Source organism: Methylobacterium sp. BTF04 (genome assembly GCF_010692745.1).
Taxonomy (GTDB): domain Bacteria; phylum Pseudomonadota; class Alphaproteobacteria; order Rhizobiales; family Beijerinckiaceae; genus Methylobacterium.
In genome coordinates, this window is sequence record NZ_JAAHTB010000063.1 from 1 (window position 1) to 15,601 (window position 15,601).

A 15,601-nucleotide genomic window follows, 5' to 3' on the forward strand; every position below is an offset into this window, starting at 1 on the left:
CGCCGTCAGCCCAGAACACGCCGCAAGACACCGCCTGGTGAATAAGACGGGCTAGGTCGTTGAGCAGGGTGATGTGATCCAAACCGAGGTCGCGACACAAAGCCACCTCTTCCAGGTCCCAAGGCAAGTTCGTCAGGTGGGCGTGACCCGCGATTACCGGACCTGCCACGTCGAAGCAGGCAGAGGTGGGCCGTTCGCCGCTGCTGGCCACGAATGCCTCAACGATCGTCTGCAATCCGTTGAAGCTAGCGCTGTGGAACTCCTGCTCGGCCACGAAGTCGCGCGGTCCTGCATCCGCGGAGATTAAAGCCAGCCGAGTCGTGGTGGCGCCGATGTCGCCCGCAAGCAGCATCACAGTCCCTTCTTATTACAGAGTTTTTGGATACTCCGCATCTCAGGCTGCGAGCCCGTCTTTGATCGACTGCAACTCCCGCGCGCGCTCCGCGGTCACTTCGGGATAACTCATCCCGATCCCTTCCAAGGTATCGACGACGATCTGAGAGATGATCAGCCGAGCGTTTTCCTTATCGTCGGCTGGCACCACGTACCAGGGCGAAGCATCTGTGCTGGTCGCGTTCAAGCACTCCTCGTAGGCCGTCCTGTACTGCTTCCAGAATTTCCGCTCCTCGATGTCGGCCGGACTGATCTTCCAATTTTTATCCGGCTGGTCGATGCGCGCCAAGAAGCGTTGCCGCTGCTCCTCCTTCGACAGATGGAGAAAGATCTTGACTACCCTTGTCCCGTTGACGTGCAGGTGACGTTCGAGATCCACGATCGATCGATAACGGCCCTGCCAGAGTTTGCCATCTTCGTGAGGTGCATGCGGGATGTATTCACTGTGCAGGATGTCGCGATGGACGCGAACGACGAGCACTTCCTCGTAGTAGGAGCGGTTGAAGATGCCGATCCGCCCCCGTTCCGGCAGGTCCCGCGTCGTGCGCCAAAGAAAGTCGTGCTCCAGCTCGGTGGCGCTGGGGTGCTTGAAGCTGAAGACCTGACATCCTTGCGGGTTCACCCCGGACATCACGTGCCGGATCGCCCCGTCCTTGCCAGCCGCGTCCATCGCCTGGAAGATCAACAGGACGGCGTGGCGGCTGGACGCGTAATGGAGCTGTTGAAGCGCGCTCAACTTGGCGATGTGCTCGGCCAGGATCTGCTCGTAGCGGGACTTCGATCCGTACACGGGATCGACGGCCGTTGGCCGCTTCTTGAGGTCGACCTCCTCACCCTCGCGGACACGATAGTGTTTGGTGTGGATCTTCATCTCGTTCTCCATCGACCCTGAATCATGCTGCGGCTTTCGGGGTCGGCACCGCCCGTGGGGTGGCCTTATCCGCAGAAGCTCCGGTGCCCGTGTCCGACGACTCTGCATCGTCGATTGCCTGGGCGATGACATGCCCGGCGCCAGCGGAATCCTTCAGCACGATGTCCGGGAGGATGTCCCCAAGCTTAGTATCCATCAACGTCGCGACCTGCGCGTTGTCGACACCGGGCGACTGCCCTGGATCGCGCCTGGGTTTAGTGTCTGAGGCGGCATGGTGCTGTACGTCCGGGTTGGCAGCAGGTTTCGCGTCGGGCGGTACTGAGGCCACTGGCACAGTCTTTGGCGCGGTCTCCGGTTCAATGGCGGCAGCCTTGATGTCCGGGCGGACACGATCGAGCAGCCAGTAGGTGAGCAGCTTCGCCCGGTCGTTCACGAGGAACCACGCCAAGGCCCAGCCCCAGACGAGCAGAGCCCAGTACCAAGCCAGCGGCGTCACGAGGCCGAAACCGAAGATCGCAATGCAGGTCGCGATCACCTGCGTGCCCAGCACGGCGCCCCACAGGATGCGCGCGGGACGGATCGACCAAAACGGGCCGCGCGTGCGGGTCAGGAAGATCGTCAGATGCCCGGCCACCGATAACTTCAGGTACATCATGGTTTGGATGTGCGCGCGGTCGATGTGGAGAACGCGCTCGCCGAGATAGAACAGCCCGAACGCAGCGATGACGCCCGTCACGCCCAGCACCGTCGAGACGCCCAGAACGAGGCGCATGTTCCAGGCTTCGGGCACGTTCCGGTAATGGACGTTGTCGTAGGCGATCGACAGGATGGCGCCGTCGTTCAGCAGTGCGAGCATGACGATCATTACCGCCGTCAGCGGATAGAAGTTGAAGACCAGGATGGCCAGCGTCATAAAGAGCAGCACGCGCAGGGTCTCGGCGATGCGGTAGATCGCGTAGCTGTTCATCCGCTGGAAGATGCGCCGGCTCTCCTTCACCGCCTCGATGATCACCGACAGCCCGACCGTCATCAGCACGATCGACGCCGCCGCGCGTGCAGCATCGGTGGCGCCCGAGACGGCGATGCCGCAATCGGCCTTCTTCAGCGCCGGGGCGTCGTTCACGCCGTCGCCGGTCATGCCGACGATGTGACCGCGCGTCTGCAGGGTGTCGACGATGTGGAACTTGTGCTCGGGGAAGACCTGGGCGAAGCCGTCCGCCTGCTCGATGGACTTTGCTGTCGCATCGGTCTCGTCGTGCCGTGAGTCGCCCAGGCTCGCGCCGTCGAGGATATCTGCGCCCATGTCCAGGGTCTTGGCGGTCTCGCGCGCGATGGCCAGCGCATCGCCGGTGACCATTTTGATCTCGATGCCCATCCGGCGCGCTGTGGCTATCGTGGCCTTCGCGTCCTCCCGCGGCGGATCGAAGAGCGGTAGGACGCCGATGAATTGCCAGGTGCCGTCGGCGTCGGCCCGCGCCACCCCGAGTGCCCGGAAGCCGCGCATGGCGAAATTATCGACGGCCTTCGTCACCGCAGCCTTCGCGTCGCCAGTGCTCCCCACCAGTTCCAGGATGACCTGCGGCGCGCCCTTGCTGACTTTGAACACCGTGCCGTCCGCGGCCTCGACCCTCGCCTCCGTGCGTTTGTGGATGGGGTCGAACGGCTGGAAGTGCTGCGCAGTGTAGCCCTGCAGCGACTCCCGGTCCTTCACGCCGGCGAGCACGGCCAGGTCGATGGTGTCGTCGTTGTCCGCACGCGACGCCAGCGCGCCGAAGAGGACGACATCGGACGCGGACGCATCGCCGACGCAGAACGGGTCTCCCAGCGTGAGCTTGTTCTGCGTCAGGGTGCCGGTCTTGTCGGCGCACAGGATGTCCACGCCCGCCAATTCCTCGATGGCGACGAGCTTGCTGACGATCGCCTGCTTTTTGGCGAGCAGGCGTGCGCCGACCGCCATGGTGACGGACAGCACGGTGGGCATCGCCACCGGAATGGCGGCCACCGTCAGCACCAGGGCAAACTGCAGCGTGGTGAGGATAGGGTCGCCGCGATAGATGCCGACGCCGATGATGACGGCGACCAGCGCGACCGCGAGCACGATCAGGTAGTTGCCGATCTTGAGCACGGCCTTCTGGAAGTGGCTGGTGGTGTGGGCCATCTCGACGAGTTGGGCGGTCTTGCCGAAATAGGTCTTGCCGCCCGTGGCATAGACCACCGCGCCGATCTCGCCGCGCCGGATGATCGAGCCGGAGAACACGGGCTCGCCGGGCTTCTTTGCAGTGGGCAGCGACTCGCCGGTCAGCGCCGATTGGTCAACGGAGATCTCGTCGCCCTCCAGCAGGCGCGCATCGGCCGGCACGATGTCGCCCAGGCGCAGGCGGATGACATCGCCGGGTACGAGCTCCTTGGCAGGTGGCGTGACCCACCGACCGTCGCGCTTCACCCTGGCCTTGATCGCCAGCCTGGCCTTCAGCGCCTCGATGGCGTTACCAGCTTGCCGCTCCTCCCAGAAGCCGATCGTGGCGTTGGCAACCAGCAGCAGCAGGATGATGATGAAGTCCGGCCAATGCCGGACAACCCCCGAGAGGATCACCGCCGCTTCGATCATCCAGGGGATCGGTCCCCAGAAATACGAAAGGAATTTCAGGATCGCGTTGGTCTTCTTTTCGGAAATCTCGTTTGGACCGTACTTACCGAGCCGCTTCGTGGCCTCGGCCTGGCTCAACCCGTCGGGCGTCGTGCCCAGCCGCTTCTCGACTTCGGACAGCGGCAATGATTTGAAGTCATCCTCCCCATCCAGAGGAAAAACCGGCTTGCCGTCTGGTTCTCTGGCCTGCTCGGCAGTGGGCTTCGCCATGACGGCTGTTCCTTGCGGTTCTCTAGCAAGCATGGCCCCAGCTTCGACTGTCGGGGCAGCCCCACAACAACACTCCCGTCCGGGCGCTAGACAGTGCGCGGTCAGCGCGGGGAGAGTCGGAAACTACGCAGCAGTGAGCCGCTGATTCGGTACGCAACGGAGCACGGCGTCGAAGTCCACCGCCAGCAGGCTCGCACCGCCGATCAGCAGGCTACCTGGGACAACGGGGTCGCCGGGACAAAGATCAGCACGTCCGCTACAAACGGCTTGGCATAAACGGATGCGGAGATGCTCGCGATTTCATTGAGCTGAGCCGCCAACCCATTGAACTTCCAGTTCCCGACGATCAGCGGCCGCCCGGCGTTCATCCTCCGGACGTCCTTTCCTGGCTCGTCGGAAGGACCGGCACCGTAGGAGCCGTCGCGGTCGGCCCGGAAGCCGGCATCGGCCGCTCGACCGGGACGGCGCCGTCGGTCGCGGACTTGTGCATCAGCAGCACGTTCAGCAACATCCAGATGACGATACTGCACCAAGTGAACCAGTTCGGCGTTCCCCCTGCTGGCTTCGCACCGCCAGCCCGTGCCGGGACAACATCCAGCGGCATGCCTGGCAGGAGCTGGACCAACCGGGCGGCAATGTCGCGGCTCCCGGCAAGCGCGGCCGGCATGAGAGGCATCTGGGCGATGCTTTGCGAAAGATCGTCGATGGCGGCAGCCCTCGGCAGTTCAGCCCAGTCTGCCGCTCGCTTCCACGGATCCTGGCCAAGCCGGGCAAGCACCGAGAGGATCGTGAGCGTCGATCCGTTCAGCTCCATGCCGACCTCTGCATACAGGAACGCATCGAAACCTGAGTTCTTCAACGCGAAGGCTCGGAGATGTGTGGCCTGCATCGTTCTTCTCCGTTCTTTATCGGGCCGCCCAACCCCTCACCAGTCATAGCCGGGCCAGTCGTAGTGGCCATGCAGCCGCCGCTCGTATGCGTCGTTGATGGCTTGCGCCGGGTTCCAAGGCGGGCTGGACTTGACCTGCCCCCTCTCGATGTCCAGCCGGACGTGACGATCGGACCATTCCACGCTCTTCACCGCGTAGGGCGAGACCAGCACGTGCTGCCCGAACCACCAGTTCGAGGTGTCGATGATGAAATAGCGGACGACCCAGCTTGCGCTGTCGACGAGGACGTCCTGGATGTGCCCGATATCGCCGTCCGTCGCATGCACGTGGTAACCGGTGACCTCGGCGATGCTGCGAAGGTGGGGGTCGCCCTCATTAAGATTGGTCTCGCCCCGTTCGGCCTCCAGCACGGCCTCCCTCCCGAAGTATGCGGGTGCCGACAAGGGGGAAGCGATCGCACCGATTCGGCCGCCGTACATGGACCCGCCATAAATCCCGGCGCCGGACATCCCTCCCCCCCAGAGTGGATCCCAGCCATAGTAGCCGTAGAGATCATTCTGCATCTGTTGAGAGATCGGTCTGTCCCGCGCGATGTCGGGACTCTCCTCGACCTGGGCTTTCGTCAGCGCGACGTTCAGTTCCCTTGCCCCATACTCGGCGGAAACCACAGCCGAAGGATGGACCAGGACCTTGCGCCCGGTCAGCCAGCGTCCGGTATCGACGACCATCCAGCGCACCTTCCAGGTGCTGTCATCAAATAGGAAATCACTGACGGTCCCAAGGCTGCCATCCTTGGCCCGGATTCCAAACCCTTTGAGCGACGAGACGGCGTTCAGCATGGCGGTTCCCTGCAGTTATGGGCGTGTCCACGATCCCGGTGGGGGTGAACCGCATGGCGCCGGAGCATTGGCACAAGACACGATGCCCCTGGACGGGCCTGAAATCACAGACTCGGAAATTACTTACGCAAGACAAACCTCGAACGGGGTCATGGCAGCCTTGATCCCGAGCGGGTCATGGACAGGGTGAGGATTTGGATATCGGACGACCTGCATATCGCTTCGAAAGTAAGAGCGTGCCTTCGCCATGAGTTGATCGGGGACTGGGATTGCCCTGATCTGGTGGTTCTCCGGCATTGTGCATGGAAAGGTCACCCCGCCCCGAATTCCAGTACGATCCGCGAGGCCACATCGCCGTGCTCCAGCCGGTTGAACACCGTGTTGATCGCCGAGAGGGGCTGGATCTCGATGTCGGCCTTCACCTTTCCGGCGGCGGCAAAGGCGAGCGCTTCGGCCATGTCCTCACGGGTGCCGACGAATGAGCCGCGGATGGTGATGCAGTTGGCGACCACGTCGAAGAGCGGCACCGGGAAGTCGCCCGGCGGCAGCCCGACCAGGACGCAGGTGCCGCGCTTGCGCGCCATGCCGATGCCCTGCTTGAAGGCCCCGAGCGAGGGCGCGGTGATGAGCACGCCGTGCGCGCCGCCGTCGGTGCCGCGTCTCACGGTCTCGACCGCATCGTCGGCTTTGGCGTTGACAACGAGGTCGGCGCCGAGACGTGCCGCGTGGGCGAGCTTGCCGTCGTCGATGTCGATGGCGCAGACCTGAAGCCCCATCGCCTTGGCGTATTGAATCGCCAGATGCCCGAGGCCGCCGGCCCCGGAGATGGCGACCCATTCACCGGGCCGCACGTCAGCGACCTTGATTCCCTTGTAGGTGGTGATGCCGGCACAGATCAGCGGCGCGGCTTCGGCGGGCGAGAGGCCGGCCGGGATGTGGGCGACGTAGTCTGGGTCGGCGAGGATGTATTCGGCAAAGCCGCCATTCTTGGTGTAGCCGCCGAACTCCGCCTCACCGCAGACGGTCTCCCAGGCGGACAGGCAATGCTCGCAATGTCCGCAGGCGGAGTAGAGCCAGGGTACGCCCACCCGGTCGCCTTCCCTGACGATAGTGACGCCAGCGCCGACGGCGACGACGCGGCCGATGCCCTCGTGGCCGGGAATGAAGGGCAGGTTCGGCTTCACGGGCCAGTCGCCGTTAGCCGCATGGAGATCGGTGTGGCAGACGCCGCAAGCCTCGGTCTTGACCAGGATCTGACCGGGGCCCGGGGTCGGGATCGCCACGTCTTGGAACACCAGGGGCTTGCCGAACTGTTCGACGACGGCCGCATGCATCGTGGTGGCCATGGAGCGGCTCCGGTCTTGAGGGAAGGATGTTGAATCAGGCAGCGGCGGCGAAGCCGAGGCCGCGAACGGCTTCGATCATCTTGATCAGCACCGCCTGGGCGTCGCCGTATACCATGTCGCAATTGTCGTCGTAGAACAGCGCGTTCTGAATGCCGGCATAGCCTTTGCCCTGCCCGCGCTTCACCACGTAGACCGTCTTCGCCTTGTCGGCGTTCAGGATTGGCATGCCGAAGATCGGCGATAACTTGTCGGTCCGCGCGGCCGGGTTGACTACGTCGTTGGCGCCGATGACGAGGGCGACGTCGGTGGTGGCGAAGGCATCGTTAATGTCTTCGAGCTGGAAGATGAGGTCGTAGGGCACGCCGGCCTCGGCCAGGAGCACGTCCATCTGGCCGGGCATGCGCCCGGCCACCGGATGCACCGCGAACCGGACGGAGACGCCGGCCGCCTGCAAGATTTTCACGAACTCGTAGAGCTTCTGCTGTCCCTGCGCGACGGCCAGCCCGTAGCCGGGCACGATGATGACAGAGGCGGCGTAGCGCATGGCGATGCCGGCATCGGCGGCGTCCACGGGCTTCAAGCTGCCCGTCATCGCGCCCTGAGTCTGCTTCGGCACCGCGCCGAAATTCGTGAACAGGACGTTGGCGACAGAGCGGTTCATCGCCTTGGCCATGATCAGCGTCAGCAGGAGCCCCGCTGCGCCCACCACCATGCCGGCGATCATCAGGGCCGGGTTCTGGAGCACGAAGCCTTCCAATCCGACGGCGAGCCCGGTGAAGGCGTTGAAGATCGAGATCACCACCGGCATGTCGGCACCGCCGATCGGCAGTGTCATCAGGATGCCGAAGGCGAGCGCTAAGCCGAAGAACAAGCCGATGAGGTGCGGCATCGGGATCAGCGGTGCGGCGCCGGATTCTCCGACGAAGACCATGTAGCCGCCGACGGCGAGGGTCGCGGCGAGCACGAGGGCGTTCAGGATCTGCTGGCCCTTCACGCGCAGCGGCTTCTTGATCACGCCTTGGAGCTTGGCCCAGGCGATCAGCGAACCCGAGAACGAGACGGCGCCGATCAGCGCGCCCAACAGGGTGACGACCAACCGTGTCGCACCGGGCGCGGCGTTGCCGAACAGCTCGACCGCGGCGATGGCGCCGGCTGCGCCGGCGCCCATGCTGTTGTAGAGCGCCACCATCTGCGGCATCGCCGTCATGGCGACCGTTCGGCCGGCCCACCAGGCGAGGCCGCCGCCGATGGCGAGCGCCGTGACGGCGAGCCCGACATTGACCATCAGATAGGGCTTGGCGGCGTCGCCGACGGCGAAGACGTAGAGGAAGCTCGCCAGGACGGCTACCAACATGCCGATCCCGGCGACGAAGATGCCGGACGGCGCCGTCACCGGCGACGACATCCGCTTCAGCCCGAACAGGAACAGGAAGGCCGCCGCGAGATCGGCTGCGCCGATGGCAAGTTGGGGCACGAGTAGGGGCATGACGGCTCCTCAGCTCTTCTTCTGCGACGCAATGGGTGCCGGCGCGCTCGGCTTGAACATCGCCAGCATCCTGTCGGTGACGGCGTAACCGCCGGCTGCGTTGCCCGCCCCCATGAGGACGGCGAAGAACCCGATCGCCTGCTCAAGCACCGAGCTCGCGTTCAGCAGGGCGAACAGGCCGCCGACCACGACGATGCCGTGGACGAAGTTGGAGCCCGACATCAGCGGCGTGTGAAGAATCGCCGGCACCCGGCCGATGATGACCCAGCCGGCGAAGGCGGCGAGCATGAAGATGTACAGGGCGACGAAGCCGGTGATGGCCATCAGAAGGGTTCCTTGTGCGCGGCGTCGGTTTACGCGGCCTTGACGGCTACGAGGCCGGGCTCGGCCTCCGCCTTGGCGGCGACGATCTTCACCTGGCCCGCATGAGTGAGGACGGTCCTGGCCAGAACCTCGTCGTCCCAATCGATGGTGATGATGTTGTCCTTCATCATTAGCGCGATGAGATTGTACTGGTTCTTGGCGTAGAGTTCGCTCGCATCCTCGGCGAGGAGCGACGGCACGTTGAGCGGCGCGACGATGGTCACCGGCCCGATCCGCGCGGTCTCGCCTGGCAGCGTGTCCTCGCAATTGCCGCCGCCCTCGGCCGAGAGGTCGACGATCACCGCGCCCGGCTTCATGCCCGCAACCTGAGCTTTGCTGATGAGCTTTGGCGACGGGCGCCCGGGGATCGCGGCCGTGGTGATGACCAAGTCCGAGCGCTGGATGTGCTTGGTCAGCGCGGCGGCGACCTTGGCCGTCTCCTCGGCGTCGAGGGCGCGGGCATAGCCGCCCTCGCCGCCGGCATCGACCCCGGTCTCCACAAACGTCGCGCCGAGCGAGAGGGCCTGCTCCCTGGTTTCCGGGCGCACGTCGTAGCCCTCGACCACCGCGCCGAGCCGATGCGCGGTTGCGATTGCCTCCAGGCCTGCCACGCCGAGGCCCATCACCAGCACCTTGGCAGGCCCGATGGCGCCGGCCGCCGTGGTGATCTTGGGCAGGATGCGGGCGAGGTGGGTGGCGCCAAGCGCCACCGCGCAATAGCCGGCGAGCGCCGACTGGCTCGACAGCGCATCCATCGCCTGCGCCCGCGTGATGCGCGGGATCCGCTCCATGGCGAAGCAGGTGATCCGGCGTTCGAGCAGGCGCTGCACCAGCGCCGGCTCCTTCTCGGCGTAGATGAAGGAGATCAGGACGGCGCCGTCCTTCATCGCGTCGATCACCTCCGGGGCTGGCGGCTGCACCGCCAGCACCAAGTCGGCATCGGCCACGAGGGTCAGGGGATCGTCGACGAAGACGACATGCGCGTAGGCGCCATCGGCCAGCATGATCCCGTCGCCCGCGCCCGACTGCATGTGCAGCTTCGCCCCAAGCGCGATTAGCTTGGCCGTGACGGAGGGAACCAGCGCAACCCGTCGCTCGTGCGGCCGGGTTTCCTTGAGGATCGCGACGTTAACGTACATGGACTGTCCCGTTCCGTTCGGTCGGCCGGAGGTTCGGACGAGCGTTGTCTGTCTGCGCGCGGGAGATGAGGCGATTTCCGCCGGGCGCGTACCTGAGCAGGCCGCGATCAGGCCGGCGCCGAGACGTCGGTGTATCGGACGAGTTTCTTGTTCACGAATTCTTGGATGCCCATGTCGCCGAGCTCGCGCCCGAAGCCGGAATCCTTGATGCCGCCGAACGGCAGTTCGGCATCGGACCAGGAGATGTTGTTCACGAACATCATCCCGGTCTCGACGCGGCTCGCCACCCGCTTGCCGCGTGCGATGTCCCTCGTGAACACGGAACCGCCCAGGCCAAAATCGGAATCGTTGGCGAGGGCGATGGCCGCATCCTCGTCCTTGACCCGGAAGACCATCGCCACGGGCCCGAAGAATTCGTCGCGGAAGGCCGGGTTCGTGGGCTCGACCCCGGTCAGGATCGTCGGCTCCATGTAGCATCCCGGACGATCGATGCGCCTGCCGCCCATGACCAGCCTGGCGCCCTCCGAGACCGCGCGACCGACCTGATCGAGGAGTTGCAGCAGGGCCGGCTCGGAGGAGAGCGGGCCCAGCGTCGTGGCCTCATCCAGGGGATCACCGGCCTTCAGGACGCGGAGCGCCGCGCCGAACCGCTCCAGGAAGGCGTCCGCCAGCGGCTCGACCACGATGAAGCGCTTCGCCGCGCAGCAGGTCTGACCGGCATTGTACATCCGGCCCCAGACGGCCCACGGGACGGTGTGGTCGAGGTCGGCGTCCTCCAGCACGATGAACGCGTCGCTGCCCCCGAGTTCCATCGAGGATGGCTTGAGGTTCCGGCCCGCCCGCGCGGCGATGCTCCGGCCGGCCGGGACGCTTCCTGTCAGCGCGACGCCCTTGATCCGCGGATCGTCGATGACCGTGTCGGACTGTTCGTGCGAGATCAGCAAGTTGGTGTAGAGGCCGGGCGGCGCACCCGCCTCGGTCCAAAGCGCCTCGAAGGCGATCGCGCATTGCGGCACGCAGGCCGCGTGCTTCACCATCAGGACATTGCCCGCCATCAGGTGCGGGCCGGCAACTCGCGCGAGCTGGTAATAGGGGAAGTTCCAGGGCTCGACGCCGAAGATCACGCCGATGGGGCTGCTCTCCATATGGGCCTCCCCGATGGCCGGGTGGAGTTTCTGCGGAGCGAGGAAGCGTTCGGCGTTCCTGGCATAGTAGTCGAGGATATCCGCGCTGAACCCGACTTCCCCACGGGCCTCGGAAATCCGCTTGCCCATTTCGAGAGTCATCGTTCGCGCGAGAGCCTCTGCCTGTTCGCGCATCAATGCCGCCGCCCTGGCGACGATGACACCGCGCTCGGCATAGGTCTTGAGACGCCAGGCAGCGAAACAGGTCGCAGCAACCGCCAGCTTGGTCTCTAGCTCACGGTCGGTCAGTTCCTCGAAGGTCTTGAGGATTGTTCCATCAGATGGGTTGATGCTCGAATAGGCCATAACGCTACTGCCCTTAAATACAGATTGTTTTTATTCCATGACACGCTTTTGAGCATGCCAACATTGATCTAGATCAATTCTGATGAGCCATCTCACCTGCGTTCGTCGTACCCGCAGACAGCACTCGCCGACGAGTTTCTGTCGCTATTCGTCAGAGGAAGCACACACGTGTAATAACCGATGAAACGCATAAAGGATCGATCCGATAGAGCGTCAATTTTGAATTGCGACTATGCGATAACGAAGCGGTCCGCTGGTTGTAGAGGTCAAGAGACCATATTCTACGTGGAGAGATGGGTATTTTTGCATTCCCGGTCGTCATTTTTAGATCGCTCGATTTTTCGTGTCTTGGACTTAGACTTCGCGATTCGAGGCCACGGGGACGTCTACGGACCGCAGCTGGATGGCCGCCACGCATGCACCCCGGTGCGCCGAAGAGCAGGTTGTGAAAGGCTGGGATAGCAATGGGCGGTTTCGAGTCGAACCTGAACGTGCTGCTGACACCGCAGGAGATGGCACTTGCCGACCGTGCCTCGATCGCTGCTGGGATCAGCGGCATCGCCTTGATGGAGGCAGCAGGAAGGGCGGTCGCGGACGCCGTTCGCAAACGCTGGGGCGCGCAGCCGATCCTGGTTCTATGCGGTCCCGGCAACAATGGTGGTGATGGCTTCGCCGCCGCGCGTCACCTGATGACAGGCGGCTGGCCGGTTCGGCTCGCGTTGCTCGGTTCTCGCGCCGATCTCGGAGGAGATGCCGCGCACCACGCCGCTCTTTGGACGGGGCCAGTCGAACCGTTCTCGGGAGAGCTGCTGAATCATTGCCATCTCGTCGTCGATGCGATCTTCGGAGCCGGCCTGTCGCGGCCTGTCGACGGCATCGCGCGCGACATGATCGAGACGCTCATCGCCCGTAAGACTGCGCTATGCGCGATCGACGTGCCGAGCGGGCTTGATGGGGCGACGGGCACGGTGCTCGGCATCGCAGCCCAGGCGGTCGTCACGGTTACCTTTTTCCGCAGGAAACCTGGGCATCTTCTGTTTCCCGGCCGCCGCCTCTGCGGAGAGGTCATCCTCGCCGATATCGGCACCCCTCCCACGGCGCTGGAGTGTATAGCCCCTCTGGCCTTCGAGAATGGACCGGCATTATGGAGCCCCGCATATCCTCGGCCGGACCCCGAGGGAAACAAGTATCAGCGCGGGCACGTGCTCGTGCTGGGCGGACGGGACGTCACCGGCGCCAGCCGACTGACGGCTCGGGCCGCCATGCGGGTCGGGGCAGGGCTGGTGACACTGGGGGCGCCGGCCGAGGTCTGGGCAGTCTATGCCACCTCGCTGACGGGCGTGATGGTCCTTCCGATTCACGACATCGGCGACTTCGAGGCCTTGCTCTCCGATCCCCGTCGCAACGCGTTCGCGATCGGGCCGGGCGCTGGCGTCGGTGACGAGACGAGAAGGGCCGTACTGGCAGCGCTCGCGACCAAGCGCCCCGTCGTCATCGATGCCGATGCCATCACGTCGTTCGCTTCCGATCCGGAGACGCTTTTCGGAGCGATCGCGGGGCCGTGCGTGATTACCCCGCATGACGGCGAGTTCGCGAGGATCTTCGACCCGTCGGGGGATAAGCTCTGCAGGGTGCGCCGCGCGGCCGAACGAAGCCGGGCCGTGGTGGTGCTGAAGGGTGGCGATACCGTTATTGCGGATCCGGCGGGGCGGGCCGTCATCAACGCAAACGCCCCGGCGAATCTGGCGACCGGAGGAAGCGGAGACGTTCTGACGGGGCTAGTCGCGGGACTGCTCGCGCAGGGACTAGATCCATTTCGAGCCGCGTCGGCGGCAGTTTGGCTACACGGCGAAACTGCGACGGCTGTCGGCCCAGGTCTCATCGCCGAGGACCTTCCGGAAGCGCTCCCCGGTGTGCTCCGGCACCTGAGTGAAATCGCCGTGTCCGCCTAAAGCCTTTAGGTTCACGGAACCAGAACGGCGGCACCTTCGAAGCGGCCCGCCCTTAGGTCCGCGAGGGCCTGGTTGGCTTGCCGGAGGGGATAGAGCGTCGTCTTGACGGCGAGGTTCATCTTCAAAGCGCGGCTCAAAAAGTCGAGCCCGTCCTGGCGCGTCAGGTTGGCGACGGACACGAGCTGTCTCTCCTCCCAGAGTAATTGATAGGGAAAGCTCGGCACGTCGCTCATGTGGATGCCGGCGCAGACAACCCGGCCGCCTTTGCGCACAGTCTTCAACGCCAGCGGGACGAGGTCCCCGACGGGGGCGAATATGATAGCCGCGTCAAGCGGCTCCGGCGGTATCTCATCAGACCCGCCGGACCAAACGGCGCCGAGGCTCCGTGCGAAAGCCTGTGTGGCGACGTCGCCCGGACGTGTGAAAGCGAAGACCGCTCGCCCTTCGTCGTGCGCGACCTGCGCGATGATGTGGGCGGCAGCGCCGAAGCCGTAGAGGCCGAGCCTCTTGCCGGCGCCCGCGATCCCCAGCGACCGCCAGCCGATCAGGCCGGCACAGAGCAGTGGGGCGAGTTCCGCGTCGCCTCCGGTCTCTCCAAGCGGGAACGCGAAACGTGCATCGGCGATCACGGCCGTCGCGAATCCGCCATCGCGCGTGTAGCCAGTGAAAAGGGGATCGTCGCACAGGTTCTCATGGCCGCTCTCGCAGTAGGGACAGATGCCGCAGGTGTGCCCGAGCCAGGGTATTCCGACCCGCTCGCCCATGCGGAGGCCGGCAACCCCGGTACCGATGGCATCGATCCGCCCGACGATCTCATGGCCCGGTATGATCGGCACGATCGGATCGGGCAGTTCGCCATCGACCACATGCAAGTCTGTCCGACAGACTCCGCACGCCGCGATTTGGACGCGGATTTGGCCAGTACCGGGCATGCGATCCGGCAGTTCGGTCCATTCGAGCGGAGCCCGAAGGCTATTTAACACCATCGCGTACATTGTCTTGTCACCGATCACCAACCGGGCATCACATGCCCCGAGCTTACTGCCATTATAATTTCACGGCATGCCGTTTTTCAGAATACTTTGATAAAATCAAGTATACCATTGTGTTTTTATAATGCCTAGCTAAATTTTCAAATTTAATCTCATATCTAAATCACCGATCATAATATATTGCAAGAAGCTAAGCTTTTTTAATTCCAGTCAGATTTTTTGATGCCATTCCATTCATCAGATCATACCTTTCATCACAACCGAACCGTTCGCAGCCGCAGGGCATTCCCGATCACGCTGACGGAGGAGAGCGACATCGCCGCCGCCGCAATGATGGGGGACAGCAGAAGTCCGAAGCTCGGGTAAAGCACCCCGGCCGCAATGGGGATGCCGGCGGCGTTGTAGGCGAAGGCGAAGAACAGGTTCTGCCGGATGTTGCCCATGACGGCGCGCGACAGCCGGCGCGCCCGCACGATGCCCGTCAGGTCCCCCTTGAGCAGGGTGATGCCGGCGCTCTCGATGGCGACGTCCGTGCCGGTCCCCATGGCGATGCCGACGTCCGCCGAGGCCAGCGCGGGCGCGTCGTTGACCCCGTCCCCCGCCATGGCGACGACCTGGCCCGCCGCTTTGTGGCGCTCGACCACCGCGGCCTTCCGGTCGGGCAGCACGTCGGCCTCGACCTCGTCGATCCCGAGTTGCCGGGCGACGGCTTCCGCGGTGGTGCGGTTGTCGCCGGTCAGCATGACCACGCGGATGCGTTCCTCCTTGAGGCCTGCCAGCGCCTCGGCGGTCGTCGCCTTGACCGGGTCGGCGATGGCGATGACGCCCGCGATACGCCCGTCGATGGCGGCGTAGATCGCGGTGGCCCCGTCCCGGCGCAGTTCGTCGGCCATGGCATCAAGGTCCGCCGTGGCAACGTTCTCCCCGGCGAGGAATTTCGCGTTACCGAGAAGGACGCGGCGACCCTCAACGGTCCCAAGAGC

General features: G+C 64.5%; 14 protein-coding genes. 1 reads left to right on the top strand and 13 read right to left on the bottom strand.

Going from position 1 to position 15,601, the window contains the following annotated elements:
- The 11 genes from G3T14_RS21455 to G3T14_RS21505 form a co-directional block, all read right to left on the bottom strand.
- On the bottom strand, positions 1 to 352 hold a 352-nt coding region (locus tag G3T14_RS21455; protein WP_204262989.1), incomplete at its 3' end, for a glucokinase.
- A 42-nt stretch (positions 353 to 394) separates the two neighbouring features.
- Positions 395 to 1,264: an ADP-polyphosphate phosphotransferase gene (locus G3T14_RS21460; protein WP_163644561.1), complete on the bottom strand. Its 870-nt coding sequence runs from the start codon at positions 1,262 to 1,264 to the stop codon at positions 395 to 397.
- A gap of 22 nt (positions 1,265 to 1,286) precedes the next feature.
- The gene (locus G3T14_RS21465; RefSeq protein WP_163644562.1) at positions 1,287 to 4,121 is read right to left on the bottom strand and encodes a plasma-membrane proton-efflux P-type ATPase; all 2,835 of its coding nucleotides are present in this window, start codon (positions 4,119 to 4,121) and stop codon (positions 1,287 to 1,289) included.
- A gap of 203 nt (positions 4,122 to 4,324) precedes the next feature.
- On the bottom strand, positions 4,325 to 4,489 hold the full coding sequence (locus G3T14_RS21470; protein ID WP_163644563.1) for a triose-phosphate isomerase: 165 nt from the start codon (positions 4,487 to 4,489) through the stop codon (positions 4,325 to 4,327).
- The gene (locus G3T14_RS21475) at positions 4,486 to 5,010 is read right to left on the bottom strand and encodes a hypothetical protein (protein ID WP_163644564.1); all 525 of its coding nucleotides are present in this window, start codon (positions 5,008 to 5,010) and stop codon (positions 4,486 to 4,488) included. Before G3T14_RS21475 ends, G3T14_RS21470 begins: the two co-directional genes overlap by 4 nt.
- A gap of 36 nt (positions 5,011 to 5,046) precedes the next feature.
- Positions 5,047 to 5,850, bottom strand: coding sequence for a PRC-barrel domain-containing protein (locus G3T14_RS21480; protein ID WP_163644565.1), 804 nt, complete (start codon positions 5,848 to 5,850; stop codon positions 5,047 to 5,049).
- A gap of 311 nt (positions 5,851 to 6,161) precedes the next feature.
- Complete coding sequence (locus G3T14_RS21485; RefSeq protein ID WP_163644566.1) at positions 6,162 to 7,196, bottom strand: zinc-dependent alcohol dehydrogenase; 1,035 nt, start codon at positions 7,194 to 7,196, stop codon at positions 6,162 to 6,164.
- 34 nt (positions 7,197 to 7,230) lie between these two features.
- Positions 7,231 to 8,682, bottom strand: coding sequence for an NAD(P)(+) transhydrogenase (Re/Si-specific) subunit beta (locus tag G3T14_RS21490; protein ID WP_163644567.1), 1,452 nt, complete (start codon positions 8,680 to 8,682; stop codon positions 7,231 to 7,233).
- 9 nt (positions 8,683 to 8,691) lie between these two features.
- Positions 8,692 to 9,006: an NAD(P) transhydrogenase subunit alpha gene (locus G3T14_RS21495; RefSeq protein ID WP_163644568.1), complete on the bottom strand. Its 315-nt coding sequence runs from the start codon at positions 9,004 to 9,006 to the stop codon at positions 8,692 to 8,694.
- A 29-nt stretch (positions 9,007 to 9,035) separates the two neighbouring features.
- Complete coding sequence (locus G3T14_RS21500) at positions 9,036 to 10,184, bottom strand: NAD(P) transhydrogenase subunit alpha (protein WP_163644569.1); 1,149 nt, start codon at positions 10,182 to 10,184, stop codon at positions 9,036 to 9,038.
- Between the two features lie 107 nt (positions 10,185 to 10,291).
- Positions 10,292 to 11,674: an NAD-dependent succinate-semialdehyde dehydrogenase gene (locus G3T14_RS21505; protein WP_163644570.1), complete on the bottom strand. Its 1,383-nt coding sequence runs from the start codon at positions 11,672 to 11,674 to the stop codon at positions 10,292 to 10,294.
- 464 nt (positions 11,675 to 12,138) lie between these two features.
- Here G3T14_RS21505 and G3T14_RS21510 point away from each other — a divergent pair, with 464 nt between their 5' ends.
- Positions 12,139 to 13,626 (top strand): NAD(P)H-hydrate dehydratase, encoded by a 1,488-nt coding sequence (locus G3T14_RS21510; RefSeq protein WP_163644571.1) that lies wholly within the window; start codon positions 12,139 to 12,141, stop codon positions 13,624 to 13,626.
- 11 nt (positions 13,627 to 13,637) lie between these two features.
- On the opposite strand, the gene G3T14_RS21515 is transcribed toward G3T14_RS21510, so the two are convergent.
- Both G3T14_RS21515 and G3T14_RS21520 read right to left on the bottom strand, forming a co-directional pair.
- Positions 13,638 to 14,621 (bottom strand): zinc-dependent alcohol dehydrogenase family protein, encoded by a 984-nt coding sequence (locus tag G3T14_RS21515; RefSeq protein ID WP_163644573.1) that lies wholly within the window; start codon positions 14,619 to 14,621, stop codon positions 13,638 to 13,640.
- A 251-nt stretch (positions 14,622 to 14,872) separates the two neighbouring features.
- Positions 14,873 to 15,601: HAD-IC family P-type ATPase (locus G3T14_RS21520; RefSeq protein WP_163644572.1), on the bottom strand; the 729-nt coding region annotated here is incomplete at its 5' end.

Excerpts from the sequence above, each read along its gene's own strand:
- G3T14_RS21505 (WP_163644570.1), bottom strand. The coding sequence starts at position 11,674 with ATGGCCTATTCGAGCATCAACCCATCTGATGGAACAATCCTCAAGACC.
- G3T14_RS21485 (WP_163644566.1), bottom strand. The coding sequence starts at position 7,196 with ATGGCCACCACGATGCATGCGGCCGTCGTCGAACAGTTCGGCAAGCCC.
- G3T14_RS21500 (WP_163644569.1), bottom strand. The coding sequence starts at position 10,184 with ATGTACGTTAACGTCGCGATCCTCAAGGAAACCCGGCCGCACGAGCGA.
- G3T14_RS21515 (WP_163644573.1), bottom strand. The coding sequence starts at position 14,621 with ATGTACGCGATGGTGTTAAATAGCCTTCGGGCTCCGCTCGAATGGACC.
- G3T14_RS21460 (WP_163644561.1), bottom strand. The coding sequence starts at position 1,264 with ATGAAGATCCACACCAAACACTATCGTGTCCGCGAGGGTGAGGAGGTC.
- G3T14_RS21490 (WP_163644567.1), bottom strand. The coding sequence starts at position 8,682 with ATGCCCCTACTCGTGCCCCAACTTGCCATCGGCGCAGCCGATCTCGCG.
- G3T14_RS21470 (WP_163644563.1), bottom strand. The coding sequence starts at position 4,489 with ATGAACGCCGGGCGGCCGCTGATCGTCGGGAACTGGAAGTTCAATGGG.
- G3T14_RS21495 (WP_163644568.1), bottom strand. The coding sequence starts at position 9,006 with ATGGCCATCACCGGCTTCGTCGCCCTGTACATCTTCATGCTCGCCGCC.
- G3T14_RS21475 (WP_163644564.1), bottom strand. The coding sequence starts at position 5,010 with ATGCAGGCCACACATCTCCGAGCCTTCGCGTTGAAGAACTCAGGTTTC.
- G3T14_RS21480 (WP_163644565.1), bottom strand. The coding sequence starts at position 5,850 with ATGCTGAACGCCGTCTCGTCGCTCAAAGGGTTTGGAATCCGGGCCAAG.
- G3T14_RS21510 (WP_163644571.1), top strand. The coding sequence starts at position 12,139 with ATGGGCGGTTTCGAGTCGAACCTGAACGTGCTGCTGACACCGCAGGAG.
- G3T14_RS21465 (WP_163644562.1), bottom strand. The coding sequence starts at position 4,121 with ATGGCGAAGCCCACTGCCGAGCAGGCCAGAGAACCAGACGGCAAGCCG.